This window comes from Stenotrophomonas sp. CASM114, from assembly GCF_049384325.1.
Lineage (GTDB): Bacteria > Pseudomonadota > Gammaproteobacteria > Xanthomonadales > Xanthomonadaceae > Stenotrophomonas > Stenotrophomonas muris.
The window spans coordinates 74,435-97,472 of record NZ_JBMRGJ010000013.1 but is presented as its reverse complement, the minus strand read 5'-3'; the positions used below and the strand labels follow the sequence as shown (position 1 = coordinate 97,472).

The window sequence follows — 23,038 nt, the reverse complement described above, 5'->3', positions numbered from 1 at the left end:
TTCCCCGCGCCGCTGTATGCCTGGCTATTTGCCGCCGCCACCTTGCTGCGCACAGGCACCCGATTCCATCGCCCTCAGTCACAAGGCCGTGTTGACCTTCATCATTCGTCCAATCCGCGGCCAGATCAACATGTAGAAGGCACCCACGGCCAACCCGATGAAAAGCATGATGCCAGCGCGCCTGGGAGCCCACCCAAACCAAAAGGAAGGACTGGTCCAGACCTTTATCCAAGCGCCAGGAGAGAAGGCACCCTCGAACGCGAGCCACGCCAACAAGGCACAGATTGGTGCAGCTACAACATAACGAGCTTTGAACCGCGGAAGAAACTTGTCCACAAGCATAACCCCGGGCACACCGAAGATGAGGCCCGACACAGCGGCTATGGCGCAAACCAGCGATGTGAAAATTGCAGCCTGCGAAAAGCTGCCTATCCGAGAACTCAGCGGAATGCCTATGAATAGAGCCGCTCCAAGCACGGAGCTGGCAATCACAGACACAATCTTTGCCCCCAACTCACGCTCACTCACTGGCAGATCTCCACCATCTTTCCATCAGAGCCCCGGTAGCTCATGCATTTCTGCCTTGAGGGAAAAGTACTCCAAGGCCACCGCAACTTGCCAACTTCGCCACCAGTATCGCGCGTATTGGAACTCCACACTTGGCCCACCAATTCGAGTTGAACATTGGACGCGAACCCGTACCCCAGCCTCTGGTTGAGACTGAGAATCCACCGAATCCATCCGGAAGCACCTGTCGGATCACAAAGCCCGGATCCAATGCATGTGCTCCAGGCACCGTGATGTTGATCAGACTGCTGGTGCTCGGATCGACGATCGATGCTGGAAAGCCCCAGCTCCGGAGGCAGGCCGTAGGAGAGTCGCCACAGACCGGAGGAAAGGCAGCGACAGGTGAGCTCCACAGCGAAGCTCCAGTGTTCTCGATCTCCTGCGCCGGCCACACTACGCACCAGCGCATGCGGACTGTAGTCGTCCAGGGTCAGCAGGTAGACATACCATTCGATGTCTTCCATCACTGCTGCGGAAGTCGCCTGGATCACGCCTACTCCGTTCTGTAGTCCATCGAGGTCGTTGGAGGCGTGTACACGCCCACCTGCAGACAGCCATTGGAGCAGGAACGGTAGAGCCACGCCATGCGTGGATGGGCTACCCGCTGTGCCGAGCAAGCTCGGCACCCACCAGAGCTGTAGAAGTGCCGACCAACGGTCGGCACCCACCACGTCAGTGCGCCGCCACGTCAGGCCTCGTAGGCGGACTCGCCGTGCGAAGTCACATCCAGGCCGGTGCGCTCTGCTTCTTCGGTCACGCGCAGGCCGACCACGACCTTGACCACCAGCAGGATGACCGCGGTCACCACCGCCGACCACACCACGGTCAGGCCGACGCTGACCACCTGCACCCAGACCTGATGGGCGATATCCAGATCGGCCTTTGTGCCGCCCAGCGACTGCGCACTGAACACGCCGGTGAGGATCGCGCCGACGATGCCGCCGACACCATGCACACCGAACACGTCGGCGGTGTCGTCCACCTTCAGCAGGCGCTTCAGGCCGGTCACGCCCCACACGCAGACCACGCCAGCGACGAAGCCGATCACGATCGCGCCAAGCGGCCCGACGGTGCCACAGGCCGGGGTGATGCCGACCAGCCCGGCCACCGCACCCGACGCAGCGCCCAGTGCCGACGGCTTGCCCTTGCCGATCGCTTCCACCAGCGTCCAGCCAAGCACGGCGGCGGCGGTGGCCAGCACGGTGTTGAGGAAGGCCAGCGAGGCCACGGTGTCGGCCGCTGCTGCCGAGCCAGCGTTGAAGCCGAACCAGCCCACCCACAGCAGCATCGCGCCGATGTAGGTAAACGGCACATTGTGTGGCTTCAGCGCGGTCTGGCCATAGCCCAGGCGCTTGCCGACGAACCACGCGCCGACCAGGCCGGCGACGCCCGCGTTGATGTGGACCACGGTACCGCCGGCGAAGTCGATGGCACCCAGCTCACCCAGGTAGCCGCCACCCCAGACGATATGTGCCATCGGGATGTAGCTGAGGGTGAACCACAGCGCCGAGAACAGCAGCACCGCGCGGAACTTGATGCGCTCGGCGAAGGCACCGACGATCAGCGCGGTGGTGATGCCGGCAAAGGTCGACTGGAACGCGACGAACAGATAGTCCGGCAGGCCCTTGATCGGCGTGTTGCCCACCGACTCCGGGGTGAAGCCCTTGAGGAAGGCGAATTCGGTGAACGAGCCGAAGAACGGATTGCCGGCGCTGAACACCGCGCTGTAGCCATAGGCCACCCACAGCAGCAGCACCAGCGAGAACACCACCAGGATCTGGCTGAGCACCGACAGCACATTCTTCGAACGCACCAGGCCGCCGTAGAACAGGGCCAGGCCCGGTACCACCATCAACAGCACCAGCAGGGTCGAGGTGAGCATCCAGGCGACGTCGCCACGATCATAGGCGGCGGCCGCTTCGGCCACGGCCGGCGCCGCGGCGGTGGCGGCCGCATCGTGCAGCGGCTCGACCGCCACGCTTTCGCTCGGCAACGGCGATACCTGGGCCTGGGCATGGGCGCTGCCCGGCCAGGCACCGGCGGCCAGTGCGCTGAGCAGCATCAACAGGCACACCAGATGGAACCGGGCTTGCCACCCGGTGAGAAGGCGCATCTTCATGGGGGGAATCTCCGGAAGGGGGTTACAGCGCGTCGGCACCGATTTCGCCGGTGCGGATGCGGATGACCTGTTCGACGGCGGTGACGAAAATCTTGCCGTCACCGATCTTGCCGGTGCCTGCCGACGACTGGATCGCTTCGATCACCGCGTCGGCACGCTCGTCGGTGACCACCGTTTCGATCTTGATCTTGGGCAGGAAATCGACGACGTACTCGGCGCCGCGATACAGCTCGGTGTGGCCCTTCTGGCGACCGAAACCTTTCACTTCGGTCACGGTGATGCCCGACACGCCTGCATCGGACAGGGCCTCGCGGACCTCGTCGAGCTTGAACGGTCGGATGATGGCGGAGATCAGTTTCATGCGCATGTCCCGAGGGTGGATGGGGCCAGCGCGCCAGCGCGCGTTGGCATCAGGCAACCACGGGTCATCAGGATGATGACCGTGGCTGTTGCACCGGACACGTACAGGGCCGGGACGGCCGTGCCTCTCTCCTTGCACGACCGACGCGGGAGGGAGGGCGGCCCTGGTCGCGTATCCGGTCTCTCTCTTGCCCCTGGATAGGGATCAGCGCCCATTCGTAAACGAACGGGATCCGACCCCGATCTGACCGCGGCTCCCCAGCCGCGAAAACGGAAGCGATGGCGGCGGGTGGGAGGGGGAACCCACCGCCATCGCATCCGGTCAGCTGGCGTAGTACAGCTGGTATTCCAGCGGGTGGGTGGCCGCGCGGAACTTGGTCACTTCCTGCATCTTCAGCGCGATGTAGCCGTCGATGAAGTCATCGCTCATCACGCCGCCGGCCTTCAGGAACTCGCGGTCCTTGTCCAGCGCTTCCAGCGCCTGGTCCAGCGAGGAGCAGACCTGCGGGATCAGCTTCTCTTCCTCCGGCGGCAGGTCGTACAGGTCCTTGTCGCTCGGTGCACCCGGGTCGATCTGGTTCTTGATGCCGTCCAGGCCGGCCATCATCAGTGCGGTGAAGGTCAGGTAGCCGGACTGGATCGGGTCCGGGAAGCGCATTTCGATGCGGCGCGCCTTCGGGTTGGACACCCACGGAATGCGGCACGACGCCGAACGGTTGCGGGCCGAGTAGGCCAGCATCACCGGCGCCTCGAAGCCCGGCACCAGGCGCTTGTAGCTGTTGGTGCCCGAGTTGGCGAAGGCATTGATGGCCTTGGCGTGCTTGAAGATGCCGCCGATGTACCACAGCGCCAGCTGGCTCAGGCCACCGTAGCCGTCACCGGAGAACAGGTTGGTGCCGCCCTTGGACAGCGACTGGTGCACGTGCATGCCGCTGCCGTTGTCGCCCACGATCGGCTTGGGCATGAAGGTAACGGTCTTGCCGTTGCGGTGCGCGACGTTCTTGATCACGTACTTCATGCGCAGCAGTTCATCGGCCTTCTGCACCAGGGTGCTGAACTTGGTGCCGATCTCGCACTGGCCGGCGGTGGCCACTTCGTGGTGCTGCACTTCCACTTCGATGCCGACCTGTTCCAGGGTCTTGCACATCTCGGCGCGCAGGTCGTGCAGGGTGTCGGTCGGCGGCACGGGGAAGTAGCCGCCCTTCACGCCCGGGCGGTAGCCGCTGTTGGCGCCGTCGTACTTGGCGCCGCTGTTCCAGGCGGCTTCTTCGGAATCGACCTTGAAGAAGGTGTTGCCCATTTCATTGGCGAAACGGACCGAGTCGAAGATGAAGAACTCCGGCTCCGGGCCGAAGAACGCGGTTTCGGCGATGCCGGAGGACTTCAGGTAGGCCTCGGCGCGCTTGGCGATGCCGCGCGGGCAGCGGCCGTACGGCTGCATGGTGGCCGGATCGAGGATGTCGCAGCTGATCACGATGGTCGGATCTGCGTAGAACGGGTCGACGTAGGCGCTGGTGGTGTCGGGCAGCAGGACCATGTCCGATTCGTTGATGCCCTTCCAGCCGGCGATCGAGCTGCCGTCGAACATCTTGCCTTCTTCGAACAGCGACGGTTCGACAATGCTGACCGGGAAGGTGACGTGCTGCTCGACGCCACGCATATCCACGAAACGCAGATCGACGAACTCGATCTGGTTGTCCTTGATCAGCTTCTCAACGTTTTCCACGGACATCGGTACGACCTCGGATGGGGATGAATGCCTGCTGAGGTACAGCAACGACCGTGCCAACTTTTCGCTGGCCGCAAGTCATTGATTTCAAAAAGGGCGCTCCGTGGCGGTGCAGAACGGTGCGCACCAAACGGGTGCACCTGCCACCAGACGCACCCGTTTGGTGCGGCAGGGATCGTCTATCCTCTCGACCTTCTTCCTTCCGCCGCGCGTCACGCACCGTCCATGTCCGACCTGCTCTCCGCCCTGCTGCTGGGCATCCTCGAAGGCTTGACCGAATTCCTGCCGATCTCCAGCACCGGCCACCTGCTCATCGCCCAGCACTGGCTGGGTGCCCGCTCGGACTTCTTCAACATCGTCATCCAGGCCGGCGCGATCGTGGCCGTGGTGCTGGTGTTCCGCCAGCGCCTGCTGCAGCTGGCCACCGGCTTCAACCAGCGCGAGAACCGTGAGTACGTGTTCAAGCTGGGCGCCGCCTTCCTGGTCACCGCCGTGGTCGGCCTGGTGGTGCGCAAGGCCGGCTGGTCGCTGCCGGAGACGGTCAGCCCGGTGGCCTGGGCATTGATCATCGGTGGTGTCTGGATGCTGCTGGTGGAGGCCTACACCGCGCGCCTGCCCGACCGCGACCAGGTGACCTGGACGGTGGCGATCGGCGTGGGCCTGGCACAGGTCGTGGCCGGCGTGTTCCCCGGCACCTCGCGCTCGGCCTCGGCGATCTTCCTGGCCATGCTGCTGGGCCTGAGCCGCCGCGCCGCCGCCGCCGAGTTCGTGTTCCTGGTCGGCATTCCCACCATGTTCGCCGCCAGCGCCTACACCTTCCTGGAAATGGCCAAGGCCGGGCAGCTGGGCAGCGAGGACTGGGCCGACGTGGGCGTGGCCTTCCTTGCCGCGGCCATCACCGGCTTCGTCGTAGTGAAGTGGCTGATGGGCTACATCAAGTCGCACAGGTTCACCGCCTTCGCGATCTACCGCATCGCACTGGGCGCGGCGCTGCTGCTGTGGTTGCCCTCCGGCAGCTGAACAGCGCCGGGGTACGGTAACCCCGTTGCCGGCCCCACCCCGTTTCCCCCACGGTTCCCCAAGGAGAATCACCATGAACCGCAAGCTCACCCTGCTCCTCCCGCTGGCCCTGATGGCCGCCTGCAGCCAGACCCCGGCCCCGGCCGGCACCGGCGGCGACGACGTGGCCCCGGCCGCGGCCAAGGCAGCAGACCAGCAGACGCTGGCGCACCTGGATGCGCAGCGCCTGCAGAGCCAGCACTGGCTGCTGCAGCAGGCCACCGGCGCCGACGGCAAGCGCATCGACGCGCTGTTCGCCCGCGAAGACAAGCCGGTCACCCTGGACTTCGCAGATGGCCGACTGTCGGTCAGCAACACCTGCAACCGCATGGGCGGCGGCTACACCCTGGCCGACGGCAAGCTGACGGTCAGCGCGATGGCCTCGACCATGATGGCCTGCACCGACAAGGCGCTGATGGCGCTGGACGAAGCCGTGTCGAGCCGCCTGCAGGGCGAGCTGAAGGCCGAGCAGGATGCCGATGGCAAGCTGACGCTGACCAACGCCAAGGGCGACGTGCTGGTGTTCAACCCGGAGCCGACCGCTGAAACCCGCTACGGCGGCGCCGGCGAAACCGTGTTCCTGGAAGTGGCCGCCAAGACGCAGAAGTGCTCGCACCCGCTGATCCCGGACTACCAGTGCCTGCAGGTGCGCGAAGTGAAGTTCGACGACAAGGGCCTGAAGCAGGGTGAGCCGGGCAAGTTCGAGAACTTCTACGGCACCATCGAGGGCTACACCCACGAAGACGGCGTGCGCAACGTGGTGCGCGTGAAGCGCTACGAAGTGAAGAACCCGCCGGCCGATGCGCCGTCGCAGGCGTACGTGCTGGACATGGTGGTCGAGTCGGCCATCGAGAAGTGATGTAGCGCCGACTGTTGGTCGGCTGCATCTTGAAGGGCGGCCGCAAGGCCGCCCTTCTTCGTTGACGTTGTAGCGCCGGCCGCTGGCCGGCTGCCCTGCGGAGCACCGCCAACACACGGATATTGCCGGCCAGCGGCCGGCACTACCCGCATGCATCAGGGAGATCGGCATGAAGCACGTCCCCGCCTTCACCATTGTCGCGCTGCTGGCCATGTCTACGGCTGTGGCCGCTGCCAGCACGCCCACCACCGGGCAGCTCGAGGCACATCCGTGGCAACTGGCGCGCGCCACCGACGCACAGGGCCGGCGCATTGACGCGTTGTTCGTGCGTGGTCGACCGCCCTACACGCTGCGCTTCCAGCCCGGCTACATGAGCCAGTTGAACCTGTGCAACCAGTCAAGCAGCACCTATCACCTGCAAGGTGACCGGCTGGTCCTGGAGGGCGGCATCATCACCACAGCCGCGTGCATCCGGCCCGAGGTGGCCGAACAGGAACGTGTCGCCGGCACGCTGGTGAATGCACGCGCAGAGCTGACGCTTGCGCTGGATGAACGTGGCCGCCTGCTGCTGCGCAATGCGCACGGCGATGTGCTGGTGTTCGCGCCGGTACCCGGTACGGACGAATGAAAAGGGCGGCTGCAGGGCCGCCCGTCTTCGTTGGCGATGGCGCCGGTCGCTGGCCGGCTGCCATGCGCGGATCCGGCAGCACGCGGGCGTTGCCGGCCAGCGGCCGGCACGACCCGTCATGCCGCCTCAGCCCAGCGCCGGGTTCAAGGTGTAGGTGCCGTGCAGTGCCGCTTCGGCGAGCACGTGGCCGTGCATGGCGCGGTAGGCGTCGGCGGCGGTGAAGCGTGCCGGCAGCTGCAGCGATGCCACGTCCAGTGCGAACACGCGGAAGAAGTAGTGGTGCAGGCGTTCGTCGTTGAACGGCGGGTACGGACCGTCATAGCCCAGGTAGTCACCGGCCATGTCCGGATTGCCTGCGAACCAGCCGGTGAAGTCGTTCAGCCCCTGGCGGCTGCCGGCCGGGCCGGCCGGTTCGGACTTGCCCTTCACCACGAAGCCGTCGCTGCAGCTGCCTGCGGCGATCTCGCGCACCGAGGCCGGAATGTCGGCCATTACCCAATGCACGAAATCACAGCGCGGCTGGTCGCGCGGCACGCTCATGTCGGTGCGGCCGACCGTCTCCGGCACGGTCGGCACGTCCGGATCGACACACACCAGCAGGAACGAACGGGTGCCCTCCGGCACATCGCTCCAGGCCAGGTGCGGATTGCGGTCCGGTGCGAAGCCCGCGGCATCGCCGGCGGCGAATTCGCGGTCGATCGGTGCACCGTTGGTCAGGCTGTGGCTGCTCAGTTGCATCGGCGTGTCCTCACTCTTCCGGGTAACCCAGGCGCACCGCGATCGGGGTGAGCTTGGCGAAGGCGGCGCTCATCACGTCGCGGTAGTTGCGCCAGTGGCCCGGCGGGAAGCGCGGCGCACCCAGTTGCGCGGCTGGCGGCATCGGCCGCTCGAACAGGCGGCCCAGCAGTTCGGCCATCGCCTGCGGATCGTTGCCGATCTGGTCGATGCGCAGCAGCACCTGCGGGTACAGATCGTCCTCGTGCAGGGCGGCGACCTGGACCAGTGCACGCGCCAGCCATTCGCTGGCTTCGGCCAGCGAGGTCATTGCCAGCGGTGCGGCGGCACCGTAGGCCACCCAGTCCAGCAGCATGTCGCGCGGATCGCGCAGCACCACCAGCAGGCGGCCCTGCGGCAGCTGCGGGCGCAGCGCCCACAGCAGCGCGTTGTCCCACCACAGCAGCCAGTCGATGATCGCGTCGTCCTGCACGCCGCGCGACGGCAGCTGTTCGCGCCAGCGCTGCACCAGCCGCTCCGGGGTCAGCACGCCCGAGGCAAGGTCCTGCAGCGTGTGGTAGTTCTGGAACGCGTCGTCGGGTGCGTTGGAGGTATAGCGGTCGCTGCGCAGCACCGGGCTGGCGGCGGCCAGGCCGGTCGCCACGCGCTCCACGCCCGAACCCGGCGCGCCCCACAGGAAGATCGGCGCGGAAGTGGCATCACCGTCGATCTCGCCCTTGTCCGGCCAGCTCGGCGGCGCCTTGGCCTGCGGCGGCAGCGGCAGGCGCTGCGGTGCCTGGTCGGCCTGCAGTGCCAGCCAGGTCTGCAGCGCGTCTTCGTGCTGCCCGGCGCGATCCTGGATCTCACCCAGCCAGGTGCGCAGGTCGGCGCGGTGGCCTTCCGGTGCCATGTCGATCAGCGCCTGCACGCGGGCGACCGCGGCGGCCGGATCGCGCTGTAGCAGGCCTTCGACCAGGCGGGTTTCGCCGCTGACGCGGCCCGGTTCGAGGTTGACGATGCGCTCGGCGATCGCTTCGGCCTGGGCGTGTTCGCCCACCATGTCGTGCAGGCGCAGGCGCGCTTCCAGCGCCGGCAGGTGGCCCGGCATCGCGTCCATCCAGCGCTCGACCGTGGCGGCGGCGGTGGCACTGCCGACCTCTTCCACCGCCAGGCGTGCCAGCCACAGGTCGTGCAGCTGCGGGTGCTGCTCCAGGGCGGCATCCAGGCGTGCGCGGGCCTCGTCTTCGCGGCCCAGGCGCTGCCAGGACATCAGCAGCAACTGCAGTACGTCGCGGTCGTCAGGCAGCGATTCCAGCAACGGCAGCAGGTGCTCCAGCGCCTGCAGCGGCTGGCCGCCGCGCAGTGCCAGTTCGCCGGCCAGGCGGCGCATCGATGGCGTATCCAGGCCCTGCTGCTGCAGCGCGATCTGCATCGCTTCGGCGGCAGCGTCCAGGTTGCCCTGGCGCATGGCCAGCTGCACCACCAGGCCATGCAGCGAGGCGATGGTCGGGTTCAGTTCCAGCACGCGGCGGAACGCCTGCTCGGCGAAGGCCAGCATGTTCTTGCCCAGGTAGGCGAAGCCCAGTGCGTAGAGCACGCGAATGTCGTTGGGCTGGGCCTGGTTGGCGGCCGACAGCAGCGTCAGCGCGCGATCGGCATCATCGCGGCGCAGCGCGATCATGCCGTCGATGGTCAGCAGTTCCGGGTGGTCCGGTTCGACACGCGAGGCCAGGGTGGACAGGCGCTGCGCTTCATCGAAATCGTTGCGGCCGATCGCCAGGTGGGCCTGCATCAGGTAGGCAGCGAAGGCGTTCGGGTCCAGCCCGGTGGTGCGCGTCAGTGCTTCGCCAGCGCCGTCGAACTGGCGCAGGGCCAGCAGCAGGCCGGCGTGCTGCAGGTGCAGCTGGGCATTGTCCGGGGCCAGCTGCAGCGCCTGCTGCAGGGCCTCCATCGCGTCCTCGGCCTTGCCCTGCTGCTGCAGCGCAAGCGCCAGCCAGCGGTGGGCCTCGGCCTGGCCGGGTTCATCACGGGTCCACGCCTGGGCCAGCTGCACGGCCTGGTCGGCCTCGTTCTGGCGCAACGCTTGGATGATCTGGTCTTGCATGGCGGTCCGGTTCAAGGGCAAACCCGCATTGTAGCGGCCTGCGCGCCCGTGCCGGTTCAGCCTTGCAGCACGCGCTGCAGGCGCTGCGCCACCCAGCGCTCGGAGAAGCCGTCACCGCGCCAGTTTTCCAGGAAGCCACAGTGGCCGCCCCAGCAGGCGGTTTCCAGGTGCGCCTGGCGCGGCAGCTGCCAGTCGCTGAAGGTCGCGTACGGGATCACCGGGTCGTCCTGCGCCATCAGGATGTCGGCCGGCACCTGCAGCGAGGACAGGCGGTCGCCGGCAATCGAGTAGCCGTCGAAATAGGCCTGCAACGAGCCGAAACTGGTGTGGCGCTCGACCAGCCAGGCGGTCAACGCGCGGATGTCCAGCTTCAGCACGCGGTCGTCGCAGTCGCTCAGTTCGGGGAACAGGTCGCGCTTGCGCCGCAACGAACCGGCCCACTTGCGGCGGAAGTACCAGTCGTACATTGCCGGGCCGTTCTCGATGCTCTCCATGGTCAGCGCCGGGTCCAGCACCGGGCATACCGAGGCGACGCGCAGCAGCGGCACGCCGGCCGCCGGCGCACGCAGGGCCAGGCGCAGCACGAAGTTGCCGCCCAGCGAGTAGCCGGCGGCCACCAGCGGCAGCTGCGGCCAGCGCTGGGCGATATCGCCTGCGGCATGCACCACTTCGTCGATCAGGTTGGAGTGGAAGATGCCGGGGTTGAGGTGATGGGTATTGCCGTGGTCGCGGAAATTCAGCCGCACCACGTCGAAGCCCTGTTCGAGCATGCGCGCGGCCGCCATGCGCATGTAGCTGGATTCGGCACTGCCTTCCCAGCCGTGCAGCAGCAGGGCCATGCCCTTGGGTTCGCGGCCTTCGACATGGCTGTGCCAGCCCTGCAGGCGCACGCCGTCGCCGCCGTCGAGGATCAGTTCTTCGCTGATCGCGCCGGTCGCGGCCAGCAGCAGCAGGCCGCGCTGCAGGCGCATGCGGCTGGAGCTGAGCATCGACTGCAGGTGCGGATTGCGCAGCCAGCGCGGTGGCTGGTAGTCAGCCGCGTGCAGCGTCGGCGTGCCGGCGTCCAGGACGGGTGGCGGGATCAGGGCCACCGCACCCTCACTGCGTGCTCATGGCCGCCACGATGCGCGCGCGCGACGTCTCCGCGATGCGCCGACGGCCTTCCAGGTCCTGCGCACCGATCGGTGCCAGGAAATGCACTTCCGCACGCCGCGCCGGCTCACCGAGCAGGCGCAGGAAATTGGCGAAGAAACTCTCGCCGGGGCCGAACGCGACAATGGTCTGCGCGTCGCCCTTGAGCCCGTACACCAGAGCCACCGGCTGCACCGGCACGCCGGTCTCAACCGCCGCCTGGAAGATGCGGGCATGGAACGGGCCCACTTCGTGGCCACCGCGGGTACGCCCTTCGGGGAACACGCCCACTGCCTTGCCTTCGCGCAGGCGATCGGCCATCACCTGCATCACGCCACCGAGCGATTCGGTGTTGCCGCGCTGGTGGAAGATGGTCTGCCCGCGCGCGGCCAGCCACCCGACCAGCGGCCAGCTGGCGATCTCGCGCTTGGCGACGAAGCCCATCATGCGCTGGCTGTGCAGGATGCAGATGTCGACCCAGCTGACGTGGTTGGCGACGAACAGCACGGCGCCGGGCAGCGGCCTGCCGATCTGCACCAGGCGGAAGCCGAAGATCCACATCAGCCCCCCCTGCCACCAGTTGACCACTTTGGCCCCCAGGGTCGCCTCGCCCACGCGCAGTTCGCCCCACGGCCGAAGCATGCCGATCAGGATGAGCGGCAGGAACACGATGATGTGGACCAACAGCAGCGGTACGCGGTACAGGTAACGGCACACACGCGCCACGCCGCCGCGGGGGGCCGGAGTGGGGGAAGTCATCCGCGCACGATACCGGAGGGCCGTCATCGCTGCCAGCCGATTTAGGCCATAACACCCATCGACCGGGGCAATCGGCAGGGAACGCTGGGTTCCGCTGCCGTCACCGCCCGTCCGGGGCTCAGCCGTGGCCGGCCGCCACCACCGCCAGGGTCAGCCGCGAGATGCACACCAACCGGCCCTGCTCGTCCTCGATGCGGATCTCCCACAGCTGGGTGCTGCGGCCCACGTGCAGCGCGCGGGCGGTGCCGGTGACCGTGCCCGAACGCACCGCACGCACGTGGTTGGCGTTGATTTCCAGCCCCACGCAGATCTGCTTGGCCGTATCCACGCACAGGTTGCCGGCGCTGCTGCCCAGAGTCTCGGCCAGCACCACCGACGCGCCGCCATGCAGGATGCCGTAGGGCTGGCGGGTGCGCTCGTCCACCGGCATGGTGGCCTGCAGCCAGTCGTCACCGGCCGCGCTGAAGACGATGCCCAGCGACGCGATCGCGGTGTTGCGGCTGAGCGTGTTGAGCTGCTCGAGGGAAACGGCTTCGCGGAACACCTGGGTCATGCGGGCACCTTCAGAGGATGGGAACGAGGCCGGCGCCGAATGCGGTCAGCATGCGTACCAGCAGCCACTTCGGACCGACATTGACCTCGGGGAAATCACCCACGGCGACATAGCAGCGGTGGAAGCCCGGGTCCTGCCGGGGCAACGGCTGCGGGCAGTCCGGGCCGGGCTTGAACTCGTAGTCGGTGGCATAGCGCCACGGCCAGAAGTCGAGGATCGGCAGTGCTTCGGAGGCCTTGCCGACGCTGTAGTTGAGCCCGGACAGCACCGGCGGCTTGGCCCGCGGCGCCACCGTCCACGAGTTCTGCGGGTGGGTGTCGCGCAGGATGCTCTCGGCCAGCTGCTCGGCGAAGGCCGGGTCATCGATGATCACCGCGCCTTCGGTGTTGTAGTTCTCGCTGCGCGGGTCGAAGTTGTGGGTACCGACCACGCCGATGCGGCGATCGACCACCAGCGACTTGGCATGCAGGCCCATGCGCGCACCCTTGCGGGTGACCGGCAACGGCTTGTTGACCGCCTTGCTGCCCAGGAACGAGGGCCGGGTCTCGGTGCGCAGCAGGCGCGTTTCGACCTCGCTGCCGGCCGCACGGCGGCGCTCGCGCGCGTTCTGGTAGGCACTGCCGGTGCGCGGATGGTTCACCGGCCCCTGCTTGCCGGTGGGTGCCGGGTGCTCATCGCGATCGCGACGGTCGCCGGCATTGCTGCCGGCAGCACTGCCGCCGATCAGCGGGTTGCGCCCGCCGTCGTCGTCGCCTTCCGGCGCGGCGATCGGGTCGGGCAGCAGGTTGCGGTAATCGACCGGTGCATCCAGCGGGAACGGCTTGTATTCGAAGATGTTGAAGCCCAGTTCGCGCATGTTGCGCCGCTTGTACTTGTACGACAGCGCATAGACGATCGGGTTGTCGGTCGCCGCCAGGCTGTTGCTGGACACCACCACGCGCGGCGGCTGCGGTCGCTTGCGCAGCTCGCGGAACAGCTTCTGCGCCGGTTTGGACAGCACCAGGTACGGCGTCTGCAGGATCACTTCCTTCTGCGCGCCGGCGATCAGCGCATCCAGCTGCGGCTCGGTCACGTGCTGTCCGGCCAGCGGCGCATCGGCCTTCTCGCGCCGGTGCTTGCGCGGCAGGTCGGCGACATAGCGCACCGAGGCCACCGGCAACGCGGTATCGACGAAGGAACGGCTGACGAAGTCCATGTCATTGGCTTCGGCACTGACCCGCTCCACCCGCTCGGGGCGGCGGAAGCTGGCCGGCGGCAGGGTCGGCACGCCCTCGCGCAGCAGGGTGCGGCCGACATCGTTCAGGCGCTCGGCCGGCACGCTGCGCCTGGCGCGCCAGAAGGCATCGAAGTTGGCCGCCATCGCCCGCGCCTCCGGGCCGGCGATCAGCACGTCGCGGTCGCGGAAGTTGTACTCGCGGTCCCAGTCGTAATAGTCGTCCTGGTAGTTGCGGCCGCCAACCACCCCGATCGCATCGTCGATCACCAGCAGCTTGTTGTGCATGCGCTGGTTGAAGCGGCGGAAGCAGCACAGCACGCTGCCGGCATAGTCGAAGTAGTTCAGCCGGGCCTTGCCGAAGGTCGGGTTGTAGACCCGCAGCTGGAAGTTCTGGTGCGCGCCGGACAGGGCGCCGAGGATCTGCAGGTCGGAGATCGCCGAGAGCTGGTCGATCAGCACCCGCACCTTCACCCCGCGCCGCGACGCGGCCAGCAGCTCGTCGATGACCAGCCGGGCACTGTCGTCCTTGTCGAAGATGTAGGTCTGCAGGTCGATGCTGCGGGTGGCGCTGCGCAGCAGGTTCAGGCGTGCGACGAGGGCACCCTCGCCCTCGTCGAGCAGGGTGGCGTAGTGGCGTGGCTGTTCCGGGGTGGATTCGGTGAACGCCCGGCCCGCCAGCGCACGCAACGGCGAGTCCTGCGCGCAGCGGTCGGCGCGCTGGCAGTCGATGTCGGTCGAGCGCGCCTGCACGGCAATCGCTTCGGCACGGTCACGCTCGGCATGCGAGAGCGATGCACAACCGCTGCCCAGCAACACGGTTGCCAGCGCCAGTACGCGCAGCAGGAGGTTCACGGTTTCGGCGCCTCGCTCAGGCGCGCACGCAATACGAAGGTCACTCGGTCACTCAAGGCTAGCTGCCAGCTGTCCATTCCGTACCGGCCTCGCTGCACGGTACCGCGGCTGACGACGTCGCAATCATAGCCGGGTCGGGCGCACTCCGCCTTCTCGACCTGCAATGACTCGGGGTGGCTGATGCCGCGCAGGGTCAGCCGGCCGTTGATGGCGCCGCCCTGCTCCACGGTCTCCGGCCAGTAGGGCAGCGAGTCGAACTCGACCACCGGATGGCGCCCGGCATCGAAGAACTCCTCGCCGCGCATCCAGCCGGTATAGCGCGCCTTGCCGGGGATCTCCACCGAGCGGGTGAACATCTTCAGGTGCACCTGGTGACGGCCGTCGGACAGGATCTCGATACGCCCCTCGAAGTGCGGGAACACGCCTTCGATGCGCTGGCCGAATCGGGTGCGCACCTCGAAGCCGATCCGCGAGCGCTGGGTATCCAGGCGCAATACCCGTGGCGCCTCGGCGGACACGGGCGGCAACGGGGTCGGTGGGGGCGCCGCGGCCCAGGCCGGGCCGAGCGCCAGCAACGCGGGCAGCAGGAAGCGGCTGCGCCGCGCCAGGCTCATCGGATCACGGCCACCAGAACGCGTTCAGGCTGGCCACGCCGGGTTCGATCGAGGCCTCGCGCGGGAAGCCAAGCACGGCCACGCCGCCCGGCGGCATGCCGCGATAGTCACTGCTGGTGCCGTCGGTCATCAGGGCCACCAGCTGCTCCAGGCCCGGGTTGTGGCCGACGATCAGCACCCGGTCCAGGTCACGACGCTCGTCCACCAGCGCCGCCAGGGTGCCCGGGGTGGCTTCGTAGATCCGGTCTTCCAGGCGCTTTTCGACATAGCCGATGGCCGTCATCACCGCTTCCAGGGTCTCGCGGGTACGTCGCGACGGCGAGCACAGCACGCAGTCGGGCAGCAGGTTGTTTTCCTTCAACCACTTGCCGGCGGCTTCGGCCTCGGCGAGCCCCACCGGCGACAGCGGCCGGTCGAGGTCGGCCTGGCCGGAAACGGCGGGTTCGGCATGGGCATGGCGCAGCAGGATCAGTTCACGCATCGCGGGTTTCCATGGAGAAGAGGATGCAGCAGGAGAAGTGAGGCAGGCATCAAAGCTTGAGCCAGGACAGCAGCGGCTCCCAGTCGGCCTGGTGTTCGCGCACCTGGGCGGAGCGATAGTCGAACAGGCTGCGGCCCAGGCCGGTCATGACCACGTAGCTCTGGCTGTCACGCAGCTGCGCGACCACCGGGTATGGCCATTCGGCCAGCATCTGCAGCGCCTGCTGCGAGGTCTGGGTCCAGGGTTTGGTGCGGTTGAGGACCAGCCCCACCGGCAGCTTGCGGCTGTGCACGCGCGGGTTCTGGGCCAGGCTGTTGAGGAAGCCGACGATGGCTTCGATATCCAGCGCCGAGGGCAGCACCGGCACCACCACGGCGTCGGCCGCGTCCAGGAAATGGGGGATATCGTCGGCCAGCGCACCGGCCGGTGCATCGATGATGACGGTATCGGTACCGTCGGGCAGCTTCTGCGCCCACTGCTTCTTCCGATACACATCGATGGGGAGCACCGCGCTTTCCAGCCCTGCACGCCGTTGTGCCCAGCGGGTGCTGGAGCCCTGCGGGTCGGCATCGGCGATCACCGTGGCCTTGCCCTGCAATGCCGCGTACGCGGCCAGGTGGGTGGCGACGGTGGTCTTGCCCACCCCGCCCTTGGAACCGGCCACCAGGATCGTCTTCATGCCAGCCTCGCTTCCGGGTACGTGCCCCGAGCGTACACCGGCGGTGGTGACGGGAGGTAGCACCGTGCTGAACCAGTGGCCATCGCCTTTGCTATCGTGGCGCCCCCGAAGGATCGAACCGGCATGAGCGAACTGCAGGACCTGAGCGCACTGATCCGCGCCAATACCCCCCTGATCGTGATCGAGACCCAGGATGAGGCCCGCATCGTCGAGCTGTTCCGGCAGACGCTGATGCACGTGTGGCGGGCCCTGCACCGCTGGTCCATCACCGAGGGCCTGCGTCGCATCGACCTGGACCGCGAGGACCCGCCGGTCGGCCCGCCCGATGCCAGCGCCGCCCTGCAGATGATCCGCCAGGCCGACCAGCGGGGTGTCTACCTGCTGCTCGATTTCCACCCCTACCTGGGGTATGCCAGCCACCAGCGCGCGCTGCGCGACCTGATCCAGCGCCGCCATAGCGAGCCGCATGTGCTGGTGCTGATCGGCGCCAAGGTCGAGCTGCCGGCCGAGCTGGAGGCCCTGGCGGTGCGCTTCAACCCGCGCCTGCCCGATGCCAACGCCCTGCTGAAGATGCTGCGCGAGGAGGCCGACGCCTATGCGCGCGAACACGGCGGCCGCCGTGTCGAGGTCGACAGCGAGGCGGTGAAGAAGATCCTGAAGAACCTGCAGGGCCTGAGCCTGGTCGATGCCCGCCGCATCGCCCGCCAGCTGATCTACGCCGATGGCGCGCTGCGCGACGACGACCTGCCGCAGCTGGCACGGCTGAAGTTCGAGCTGCTCAACCGCAGCGGCCACCTGTTCTTCGAGCATGACAGCGCGCGCTTCGGCGACGTGGCCGGTGCCAACCGGCTCAAGCGCTGGATCAGCCAGCGCCGGGTGGCCTTCATCGCCGGCTCGGCACCGGCCGGCCTGGATCCGCCGCGCGGCATGTTGCTGCTGGGCGTGCAGGGCTGCGGCAAATCGATGCTGGCCAAGGCCACCGCCGCCGGCTTCGGCGTACCGCTGCTGCGCCTGGACGTGGGCGCGCTGTACAACAAGTACCACGGCGAGACCGAGGCCAACCTGCGCCAGGCGCTGGCCTCGGCCGAGCAGCTGGCGCCCTGCGTGTTGTGGATGGACGAGATCGAGAAGGGCCTGGCCAGCGGTGGCGAGGACGGTGGCGTATCGCGCCGCGTGCTCGGCTACCTGCTGACCTGGATGGCCGAACGCAAGGCGCCGGTCTTCATCGTCGCCACGGCCAACCAGGTACACGAGTTGCCGGCCGAACTGCTGCGCAAGGGCCGCTTTGACGAGATCTTCTTCGTCGACCTGCCCACGCCTGAGGTGCGTGTGGAGCTGCTGCGGCTGCACCTGGGGCGACGCCAGCTCAACGGCGACGACTTCGCGCTGCCGGCGCTGGCGGCCGCGGCCAATGGTTTCTCCGGCGCCGAGATCGAGCAGGCGATCGTGGCCGGGCTGTATGCGGCGCACGCCGAAGGCCGGCCGTTGGATACCGAGCTGCTGATGAACGAGATCCGTGCGACGCGGCCGCTGTCGGTGCTGATGGCCGAGCAGGTAGAGGCACTGCGGGCATGGGCGTCGGGGCGGACGGTTTCCGCGGACGATTGAGGGGTTCCGGCGAACGGCGCAGCCCCTCGTGGCTGGTTGCTGAAAGCAACAGCAGCGGTTGGCGATCAGCCACGTGGAAGAAAGAAAAAGAGCAGAAGCAAAAGCAAAAGCGGTTGGCTGGCTGCTCTTGAGGCCCTGGGGTCAGATCCGTTTTCCAGAGGAAAACGGATCTGACCCCAGTTCGATTTCTATCCCTGGCAGATCTCATCCACGCATGGCATGGACCTACCGTGTCGACCAAGGTCGACACCTACCAACAGCCGCCGGAACCTGTCGAAGGCGGGGCACTGTGGGTTTGCGGGGTGTGAGCCGCATGGATGCGGCGACCAAGCCCCCATGGATGGGTTTACGGCGGCCCCGCAAACCCACAGTGCCCCGCCATCCCGCAGGAAGCCCGCTGTTGCTTCGGCTGCTGCAGTTGCTCCAGCCGTTGCCTCTGCGGGTGCCGGGTGCAACCCGGCCCCCCCCCTCCCTCAGGGCCAGGCCGGCGGCGCGGCCGCCCAGGCCTGCTGCACTTCCGCCAGCGAGGCGCGCTCGTCGTCACGCCACAATGGCAACAACTGCGCAAAGCGGCTGCTGTCGCTCCATTGCGTCGGCTCGGTACGCACCGCTGCGGCATACCACTGCACCGCCTCCTGCTTCTGCCCGGCCCGCCACAGCGCCAGCGCATAGGTGGGTGGCAGCCAGCCCGGCTTGCTCAGCGAACCACCGGCAGCGGCCTGCCATTGCTCCAGGGCGGCTTCGGGCTGGCCCTGACGCAACAGGTCCCAGCCGTAATTCCAGCGCACGCTACGGCCCAGGCTGCCCTGCACCGGCGCATCCTTCAGTGCTTCGCGATACAGCTGTTCACCCAGCTCGGTGCGGCCCTGCGCAATGGCCACCGACGCCAGCTGCACGGTGGCCTCCACGGTACGCCGGCCGCGCTCGCGCTGTTTGAGCAGCTGCGCCACCAGCGCATCCCCGTCGGACTGGACCACGACCATCGGCACGGCGGCCGCATCGCTGTCGAAGTAGAACTCCTGTGGTGCCGGCACCGCCGGCGCGGCCCACACGGGGGCCGTTCCCGAGACCAGCAACATGCTGCCCAGGATCTTTGCTGCAACTGACATCCCTTCTCCCCAGGCCGCAACCGCAGCCTCCCTCTCTCTCCCCGATCCTAACCCCAGCATGGCCGCCGGCGCGAGTGCCGGGCCGGTCGGGCCTCGCTGCTACAATTCGCGCCTTTCCCGCCGCGTGCCTGCACGCGGCCGGTGCCAGCCGATCCTGACCGGGCCAGCCATGACCAGTACCGCGCAACTCACTTCGCCCTCTTCCGCCGACCTGATCGACCGTGACTACACGCTCGACCACAAGTACACCCGCAACGAGGGGCGGATCTACCTGAGTGGCGTGCAGGCGCTGGTGAAACTGCCGTTGATGCAGCGGCTGCGCGACGCGCACGAAGGCATCGACAGCGCCGGTTTCGTCAGTGGCTACCGTGGCAGCCCGCTGGGCGGCTTTGACCTGGAGCTGTGGCGCGCGCGCAAGCACCTCGACGCGGCCAAGGTGAAGTTCACCCCCGGCCTGAACGAGGACCTGGGCGCCACCATGGTGTGGGGCACCCAGCAGACCAACCTGTTCCCCGGCGCCAACGTGCAGGGCGTGTTCGGCATGTGGTACGGCAAGGGCCCGGGCGTGGACCGCTGCGGCGACGTGTTCAAGCACGCCAATGCCGCCGGCACCTCGCGCCATGGCGGCGTGCTGGCGCTGGCCGCCGATGATCACGCCTGCCGCAGTTCAACCCTGCCGCATGGCAGCGAGGACGAGTTCGTCAGCGCGATGATGCCGGTGCTGAATCCGGCCGGCGTGCAGGACATCCTGGACATGGGCCTGCTGGGCTGGGCGATGAGCCGCTATACCGGCCGCTGGGTCGGCTTCAAGACGATCGCCGAGACGGTGGAATCGTCGGCCTCGGTCGAGGTCGATCCGATGGCGCGCCGCATCGTGCTGCCGGAAGACTTCGAGATGCCGACCGGCGGCCTCAACATCCGCTGGCCGGACCCGCCGCTGGACCAGGAAATGCGCCTGCACCGCTATGCGGTGAAGGCCGCACAGGCGTTCGCCCGCGCCAATGGCATCGACAAGGTGGTGATGGATGCGCCGCGGGCGCGGCTGGGCATCGTCACCACCGGCAAGAGCTACCTGGACGTGCTGCAGGCGCTGGAATACCTGGGCCTGGATGAAACGGCGTGCGCCGACATCGGCATCCGCGTGTACAAGGTCGGCATGACGTGGCCGCTGGAGCCGCAGGGCATCGCGCGCTTCGCGCAGGGCCTGGAAGACATCATCGTGGTGGAGGAGAAGCGTGCCTTCATCGAGCGCCAGATGAAGGAACAGTTCTTCAACTGGCCGGCCAGCTGGGGCCAGCGCCCGTCCATCGTCGGCAAGTACGACGAGAGCGGCGAGTGGATCCTGCCGTCCACCGGTGAACTGACCCCGGCCACCATCGCCGGCGTGATCGGTCGCCGCATCCAGAAGTTCTTCAACAACGCATCGATCGAGCAGCGCCTGCAGTGGATGCAGGAGAAGGAAGCCGAACTTGCGTTGCCGCGCGCCAGTTTTCCGCGCGTGCCGCACTACTGCTCCGGCTGCCCGCACAACACGTCCACCAACGTGCCGGAAGGCTCGCGTGCGCTGGCCGGCATCGGTTGCCATTACATGGTGACCTGGATGGACCGCAGCACCGACACCTTCACCCACATGGGCGGCGAAGGCGTGACCTGGGCCGGGCAGGCGCCGTTCACCGATACCCCGCACGTGTTCCAGAACCTCGGCGACGGCACCTACTTCCACAGCGGTTCGCTGGCGATCCGCCAGGCGGTCGCGGCCGGCGTCAACATCACCTACAAGATTCTCTACAACGATGCGGTGGCGATGACCGGCGGCCAGCCGGTGGACGGTCCGCTGAGCGTGCCGGACATCGCAAAACAGATGCGCGCCGAAGGCATCCACACCATCGTGGTGCTGTCGGACAACATCGGCAAGTGGACCGGCCAGCGCGAGCACTTCCCCAGCGACGTCGAGTTCCATGACCGCAGCGAGCTGGACGAAGTGCAGAAGCGCCTGCGCGAAGTGAAGGGTGTTTCGATCCTGATCTACGAACAGACCTGCGCCACCGAGAAGCGCCGCCGCCGCAAGCGCGGCAAGCTGGAAGACCCGCAGAAGCGGGTGCTGATCAATTCGCTGGTCTGCGAAGGCTGCGGCGACTGCGGCAAGAAGAGCTTCTGCGTGTCGGTGCTGCCTAAGGAAACCGAGTTCGGGCGCAAGCGCGAGATCGACCAGTCCAACTGCAACAAGGACTATTCCTGCGTGAACGGCTTCTGCCCGAGCTTCGTCACCGTGCACGGTGGCCAGCCGCGCAAGGGCAGCAAGCGCGATGCGTCCACGCTGCTGGACAACCTGCCGGCACCGACCCTTCGCGACAGCCTGGAACAGCCCTGGAACATCCTGATCACCGGCGTCGGCGGTACCGGCGTGGTGACCATTGGCGCGCTGCTGGGCATGGCCGGCCACCTGGAAGGCAAGGGTGCGACCGTGCTCGACCAGACCGGCCTGGCGCAGAAGGGCGGCGCGGTGACCACGCATATCCGCATTGCCCGTCGCCCTGAAGACATCCACGCCGCGCGTATCGCCGCCGGTGAAGCCGACCTGGTGCTGGGCTGCGACATGGTGGTGGTCAACGACTACTGGGCGCTTTCGAAGGTGCGTGCCGGCCGTTCGCAGGTGGTGCTGAACACCTACGAAGCGATGCCGGGCACCTTCACCACGCGCCCGGACATGCAGTTCCCCGCCGCCGACATCATTGCCGGCGTGCGCGCGGCACTGGGCGGCCAGGAACCACTGCTGCTCGATGCCACCCAGCTGGCCACCGCGCTGCTGGGCGATGCCATCGCCGCCAACCTGTTCATCCTCGGCTACGCCTGGCAGCAGGGCCTGGTGCCGCTGTCGTTCGACTCGCTGATGCGCGCCATCGAGCTCAATGGCGCGGCCGTGGCGATGAACCAGCAGGCGTTCGCCTGGGGCCGCCTGGCCGTGGTCGATCCGCAGGCCGTGCAGCAGGCGGCCGGCCTGGTGCGCAACCGCCACACCGATGCCGAATCCACCCCGGGCCCGCTGCATCCGCTGCCACCAGGCGAGTGGGAGGGCAATGAATGGGGTGCCACTGCGGCACCGCGCAACACCGGCGACGAACGCGAACTGCGCGGCCTGCCCTCGCACGGTGGCGACGTGGCGTTCCTGCCGCTGGATGACGCCCGCCTGTCGCGCTCGCTGGATGAAATGATCGAGCGCCGCGCCGCGTTCCTGGTCGAGTACCAGGACACTGCCTACGCCAACCGCTACCGCAGCCTGGTCGAGCGCGTGCGCACCGCCGAAGCCGACCGCATCGGCGGCTCCACTGCGCTGACCGAGACCGTGGCCCGCTACCTGTTCAAGCTGATGGCCTACAAGGACGAGTACGAAGTGGCCCGCCTGTACACCAGCGGCGACTTCCAGCGCCGCCTGCAGCAGCAGTTCGAGGGCGATTACCAGCTGCGCTTCCACCTGGCGCCGCCGCTGTTCGCCAGGAAGGATGAGCAGGGCCGGTTGCTGAAGAAGGAATACGGCCCGTGGATGTTCAAGGCCTTCGGCCTGCTGGCCAGGCTGAAGTTCCTGCGTGGCGGCCGCTTCGACGTATTCGGGCGCACCGCGGAACGCCGCATGGAGCGCAAGCTGATCGGCGATTACGAGGCCACCGTGCAGCTACTGCTGGACGGCCTGGATGACGACCGCCTGGCCCTGGCGGTGGAGATTGCCAGCATCCCCGAGCACATCCGCGGCTTCGGCCACGTCAAGGAAGCGCATTTCGAGCAGGCCAAGGCGCGCGAAGCGGCCCTGCTGGCGCAGTGGCGCAATCCGAAGGCGCTGCATATCGTGCAGGTGGCCTGAAGGGAGTGCCGGCCGCTGGCCAGCATTCATCCGGGCAATCG

General features: G+C 67.6%; 19 protein-coding genes. 5 read left to right on the top strand and 14 right to left on the bottom strand.

Going from position 1 to position 23,038, the window contains the following annotated elements:
- Positions 1-524: 524 nt before the first annotated feature.
- The 4 genes from VG566_RS13735 to glnA all read right to left on the bottom strand — a co-directional run bounded on the left by VG566_RS13735 (position 525) and on the right by glnA (position 4,778).
- A complete protein-coding gene (locus tag VG566_RS13735; protein ID WP_146257712.1) occupies positions 525-1,031 on the bottom strand; it encodes a hypothetical protein in 507 nt (168 codons plus the stop codon).
- 224 nt (positions 1,032-1,255) lie between these two features.
- Positions 1,256-2,686, bottom strand: a complete 1,431-nt coding sequence (amt, locus tag VG566_RS13730; RefSeq protein WP_053495709.1) for an ammonium transporter — start codon at positions 2,684-2,686, stop codon at positions 1,256-1,258.
- A gap of 22 nt (positions 2,687-2,708) precedes the next feature.
- Positions 2,709-3,047 (bottom strand): P-II family nitrogen regulator, encoded by a 339-nt coding sequence (locus tag VG566_RS13725; RefSeq protein WP_004134334.1) that lies wholly within the window; start codon positions 3,045-3,047, stop codon positions 2,709-2,711.
- Positions 3,048-3,368: 321 nt separating this feature from the next.
- Positions 3,369-4,778: a type I glutamate--ammonia ligase gene (gene glnA, locus VG566_RS13720; protein ID WP_014645491.1), complete on the bottom strand. Its 1,410-nt coding sequence runs from the start codon at positions 4,776-4,778 to the stop codon at positions 3,369-3,371.
- 222 nt (positions 4,779-5,000) lie between these two features.
- On the opposite strand from glnA, the gene VG566_RS13715 reads away from it, so the two are divergent.
- The 3 genes from VG566_RS13715 to VG566_RS13705 all read left to right on the top strand — a co-directional run bounded on the left by VG566_RS13715 (position 5,001) and on the right by VG566_RS13705 (position 7,321).
- A complete protein-coding gene (locus VG566_RS13715; RefSeq protein ID WP_014645490.1) occupies positions 5,001-5,795 on the top strand; it encodes an undecaprenyl-diphosphate phosphatase in 795 nt (264 codons plus the stop codon).
- A gap of 73 nt (positions 5,796-5,868) precedes the next feature.
- The gene (locus VG566_RS13710) at positions 5,869-6,693 is read left to right on the top strand and encodes an META and DUF4377 domain-containing protein (protein WP_032961635.1); all 825 of its coding nucleotides are present in this window, start codon (positions 5,869-5,871) and stop codon (positions 6,691-6,693) included.
- A gap of 169 nt (positions 6,694-6,862) precedes the next feature.
- A complete protein-coding gene (locus VG566_RS13705) occupies positions 6,863-7,321 on the top strand; it encodes an META domain-containing protein (RefSeq protein ID WP_049408347.1) in 459 nt (152 codons plus the stop codon).
- 126 nt (positions 7,322-7,447) lie between these two features.
- Here the strand turns inward: VG566_RS13705 and VG566_RS13700 are convergent, their stop codons facing one another.
- The 9 genes from VG566_RS13700 to VG566_RS13660 all read right to left on the bottom strand — a co-directional run bounded on the left by VG566_RS13700 (position 7,448) and on the right by VG566_RS13660 (position 16,424).
- Positions 7,448-8,059, bottom strand: coding sequence for a YbhB/YbcL family Raf kinase inhibitor-like protein (locus VG566_RS13700; RefSeq protein ID WP_014645487.1), 612 nt, complete (start codon positions 8,057-8,059; stop codon positions 7,448-7,450).
- A 10-nt stretch (positions 8,060-8,069) separates the two neighbouring features.
- Positions 8,070-10,139, bottom strand: a complete 2,070-nt coding sequence (locus VG566_RS13695) for a tetratricopeptide repeat protein (RefSeq protein ID WP_241884643.1) — start codon at positions 10,137-10,139, stop codon at positions 8,070-8,072.
- 56 nt (positions 10,140-10,195) lie between these two features.
- The gene (locus VG566_RS13690) at positions 10,196-11,185 is read right to left on the bottom strand and encodes a YheT family hydrolase (protein ID WP_049408361.1); all 990 of its coding nucleotides are present in this window, start codon (positions 11,183-11,185) and stop codon (positions 10,196-10,198) included.
- A gap of 52 nt (positions 11,186-11,237) precedes the next feature.
- The gene (locus VG566_RS13685) at positions 11,238-12,029 is read right to left on the bottom strand and encodes a lysophospholipid acyltransferase family protein (RefSeq protein WP_032961622.1); all 792 of its coding nucleotides are present in this window, start codon (positions 12,027-12,029) and stop codon (positions 11,238-11,240) included.
- A gap of 118 nt (positions 12,030-12,147) precedes the next feature.
- The gene (locus VG566_RS13680; RefSeq protein ID WP_014035502.1) at positions 12,148-12,582 is read right to left on the bottom strand and encodes a hotdog fold thioesterase; all 435 of its coding nucleotides are present in this window, start codon (positions 12,580-12,582) and stop codon (positions 12,148-12,150) included.
- A 10-nt stretch (positions 12,583-12,592) separates the two neighbouring features.
- The gene (locus VG566_RS13675; RefSeq protein ID WP_241884644.1) at positions 12,593-14,650 is read right to left on the bottom strand and encodes a phospholipase D family protein; all 2,058 of its coding nucleotides are present in this window, start codon (positions 14,648-14,650) and stop codon (positions 12,593-12,595) included.
- Positions 14,647-15,264, bottom strand: a complete 618-nt coding sequence (locus VG566_RS13670) for a YceI family protein (RefSeq protein ID WP_014645483.1) — start codon at positions 15,262-15,264, stop codon at positions 14,647-14,649. Before VG566_RS13670 ends, VG566_RS13675 begins: the two co-directional genes overlap by 4 nt.
- Positions 15,265-15,268: 4 nt before the next feature.
- Positions 15,269-15,745: a SixA phosphatase family protein gene (locus VG566_RS13665; RefSeq protein ID WP_014035499.1), complete on the bottom strand. Its 477-nt coding sequence runs from the start codon at positions 15,743-15,745 to the stop codon at positions 15,269-15,271.
- A 49-nt stretch (positions 15,746-15,794) separates the two neighbouring features.
- On the bottom strand, positions 15,795-16,424 hold the full coding sequence (locus VG566_RS13660; RefSeq protein ID WP_005420986.1) for a ParA family protein: 630 nt from the start codon (positions 16,422-16,424) through the stop codon (positions 15,795-15,797).
- 123 nt (positions 16,425-16,547) lie between these two features.
- Here VG566_RS13660 and VG566_RS13655 point away from each other — a divergent pair, with 123 nt between their 5' ends.
- Positions 16,548-18,032, top strand: coding sequence for an AAA family ATPase (locus tag VG566_RS13655; RefSeq protein ID WP_014645482.1), 1,485 nt, complete (start codon positions 16,548-16,550; stop codon positions 18,030-18,032).
- Between the two features lie 473 nt (positions 18,033-18,505).
- Here VG566_RS13655 and VG566_RS13650 read toward each other — a convergent pair whose 3' ends face one another.
- Positions 18,506-19,141 carry a tetratricopeptide repeat protein gene (locus tag VG566_RS13650; RefSeq protein ID WP_049405446.1) on the bottom strand — a complete coding sequence of 212 codons (636 nt, stop codon included), beginning with the start codon at positions 19,139-19,141 and terminating at the stop codon, positions 18,506-18,508.
- 169 nt (positions 19,142-19,310) lie between these two features.
- Here VG566_RS13650 and VG566_RS13645 point away from each other — a divergent pair, with 169 nt between their 5' ends.
- Positions 19,311-22,997 carry an indolepyruvate ferredoxin oxidoreductase family protein gene (locus VG566_RS13645; protein WP_241884645.1) on the top strand — a complete coding sequence of 1,229 codons (3,687 nt, stop codon included), beginning with the start codon at positions 19,311-19,313 and terminating at the stop codon, positions 22,995-22,997.
- The last annotated feature ends 41 nt before the right edge of the window (positions 22,998-23,038 follow it).

Excerpts from the sequence above, each read along its gene's own strand:
- VG566_RS13735 (WP_146257712.1), bottom strand. The coding sequence starts at position 1,031 with ATGGAAGACATCGAATGGTATGTCTACCTGCTGACCCTGGACGACTAC.
- amt (WP_053495709.1), bottom strand. The coding sequence starts at position 2,686 with ATGAAGATGCGCCTTCTCACCGGGTGGCAAGCCCGGTTCCATCTGGTG.
- VG566_RS13725 (WP_004134334.1), bottom strand. The coding sequence starts at position 3,047 with ATGAAACTGATCTCCGCCATCATCCGACCGTTCAAGCTCGACGAGGTC.
- glnA (WP_014645491.1), bottom strand. The coding sequence starts at position 4,778 with ATGTCCGTGGAAAACGTTGAGAAGCTGATCAAGGACAACCAGATCGAG.
- VG566_RS13715 (WP_014645490.1), top strand. The coding sequence starts at position 5,001 with ATGTCCGACCTGCTCTCCGCCCTGCTGCTGGGCATCCTCGAAGGCTTG.
- VG566_RS13710 (WP_032961635.1), top strand. The coding sequence starts at position 5,869 with ATGAACCGCAAGCTCACCCTGCTCCTCCCGCTGGCCCTGATGGCCGCC.
- VG566_RS13705 (WP_049408347.1), top strand. The coding sequence starts at position 6,863 with ATGAAGCACGTCCCCGCCTTCACCATTGTCGCGCTGCTGGCCATGTCT.
- VG566_RS13700 (WP_014645487.1), bottom strand. The coding sequence starts at position 8,059 with ATGCAACTGAGCAGCCACAGCCTGACCAACGGTGCACCGATCGACCGC.
- VG566_RS13695 (WP_241884643.1), bottom strand. The coding sequence starts at position 10,139 with ATGCAAGACCAGATCATCCAAGCGTTGCGCCAGAACGAGGCCGACCAG.
- VG566_RS13685 (WP_032961622.1), bottom strand. The coding sequence starts at position 12,029 with ATGACTTCCCCCACTCCGGCCCCCCGCGGCGGCGTGGCGCGTGTGTGC.
- VG566_RS13680 (WP_014035502.1), bottom strand. The coding sequence starts at position 12,582 with ATGACCCAGGTGTTCCGCGAAGCCGTTTCCCTCGAGCAGCTCAACACG.
- VG566_RS13670 (WP_014645483.1), bottom strand. The coding sequence starts at position 15,264 with ATGAGCCTGGCGCGGCGCAGCCGCTTCCTGCTGCCCGCGTTGCTGGCG.
- VG566_RS13665 (WP_014035499.1), bottom strand. The coding sequence starts at position 15,745 with ATGCGTGAACTGATCCTGCTGCGCCATGCCCATGCCGAACCCGCCGTT.
- VG566_RS13660 (WP_005420986.1), bottom strand. The coding sequence starts at position 16,424 with ATGAAGACGATCCTGGTGGCCGGTTCCAAGGGCGGGGTGGGCAAGACC.
- VG566_RS13655 (WP_014645482.1), top strand. The coding sequence starts at position 16,548 with ATGAGCGAACTGCAGGACCTGAGCGCACTGATCCGCGCCAATACCCCC.
- VG566_RS13650 (WP_049405446.1), bottom strand. The coding sequence starts at position 19,141 with ATGTCAGTTGCAGCAAAGATCCTGGGCAGCATGTTGCTGGTCTCGGGA.
- VG566_RS13645 (WP_241884645.1), top strand. The coding sequence starts at position 19,311 with ATGACCAGTACCGCGCAACTCACTTCGCCCTCTTCCGCCGACCTGATC.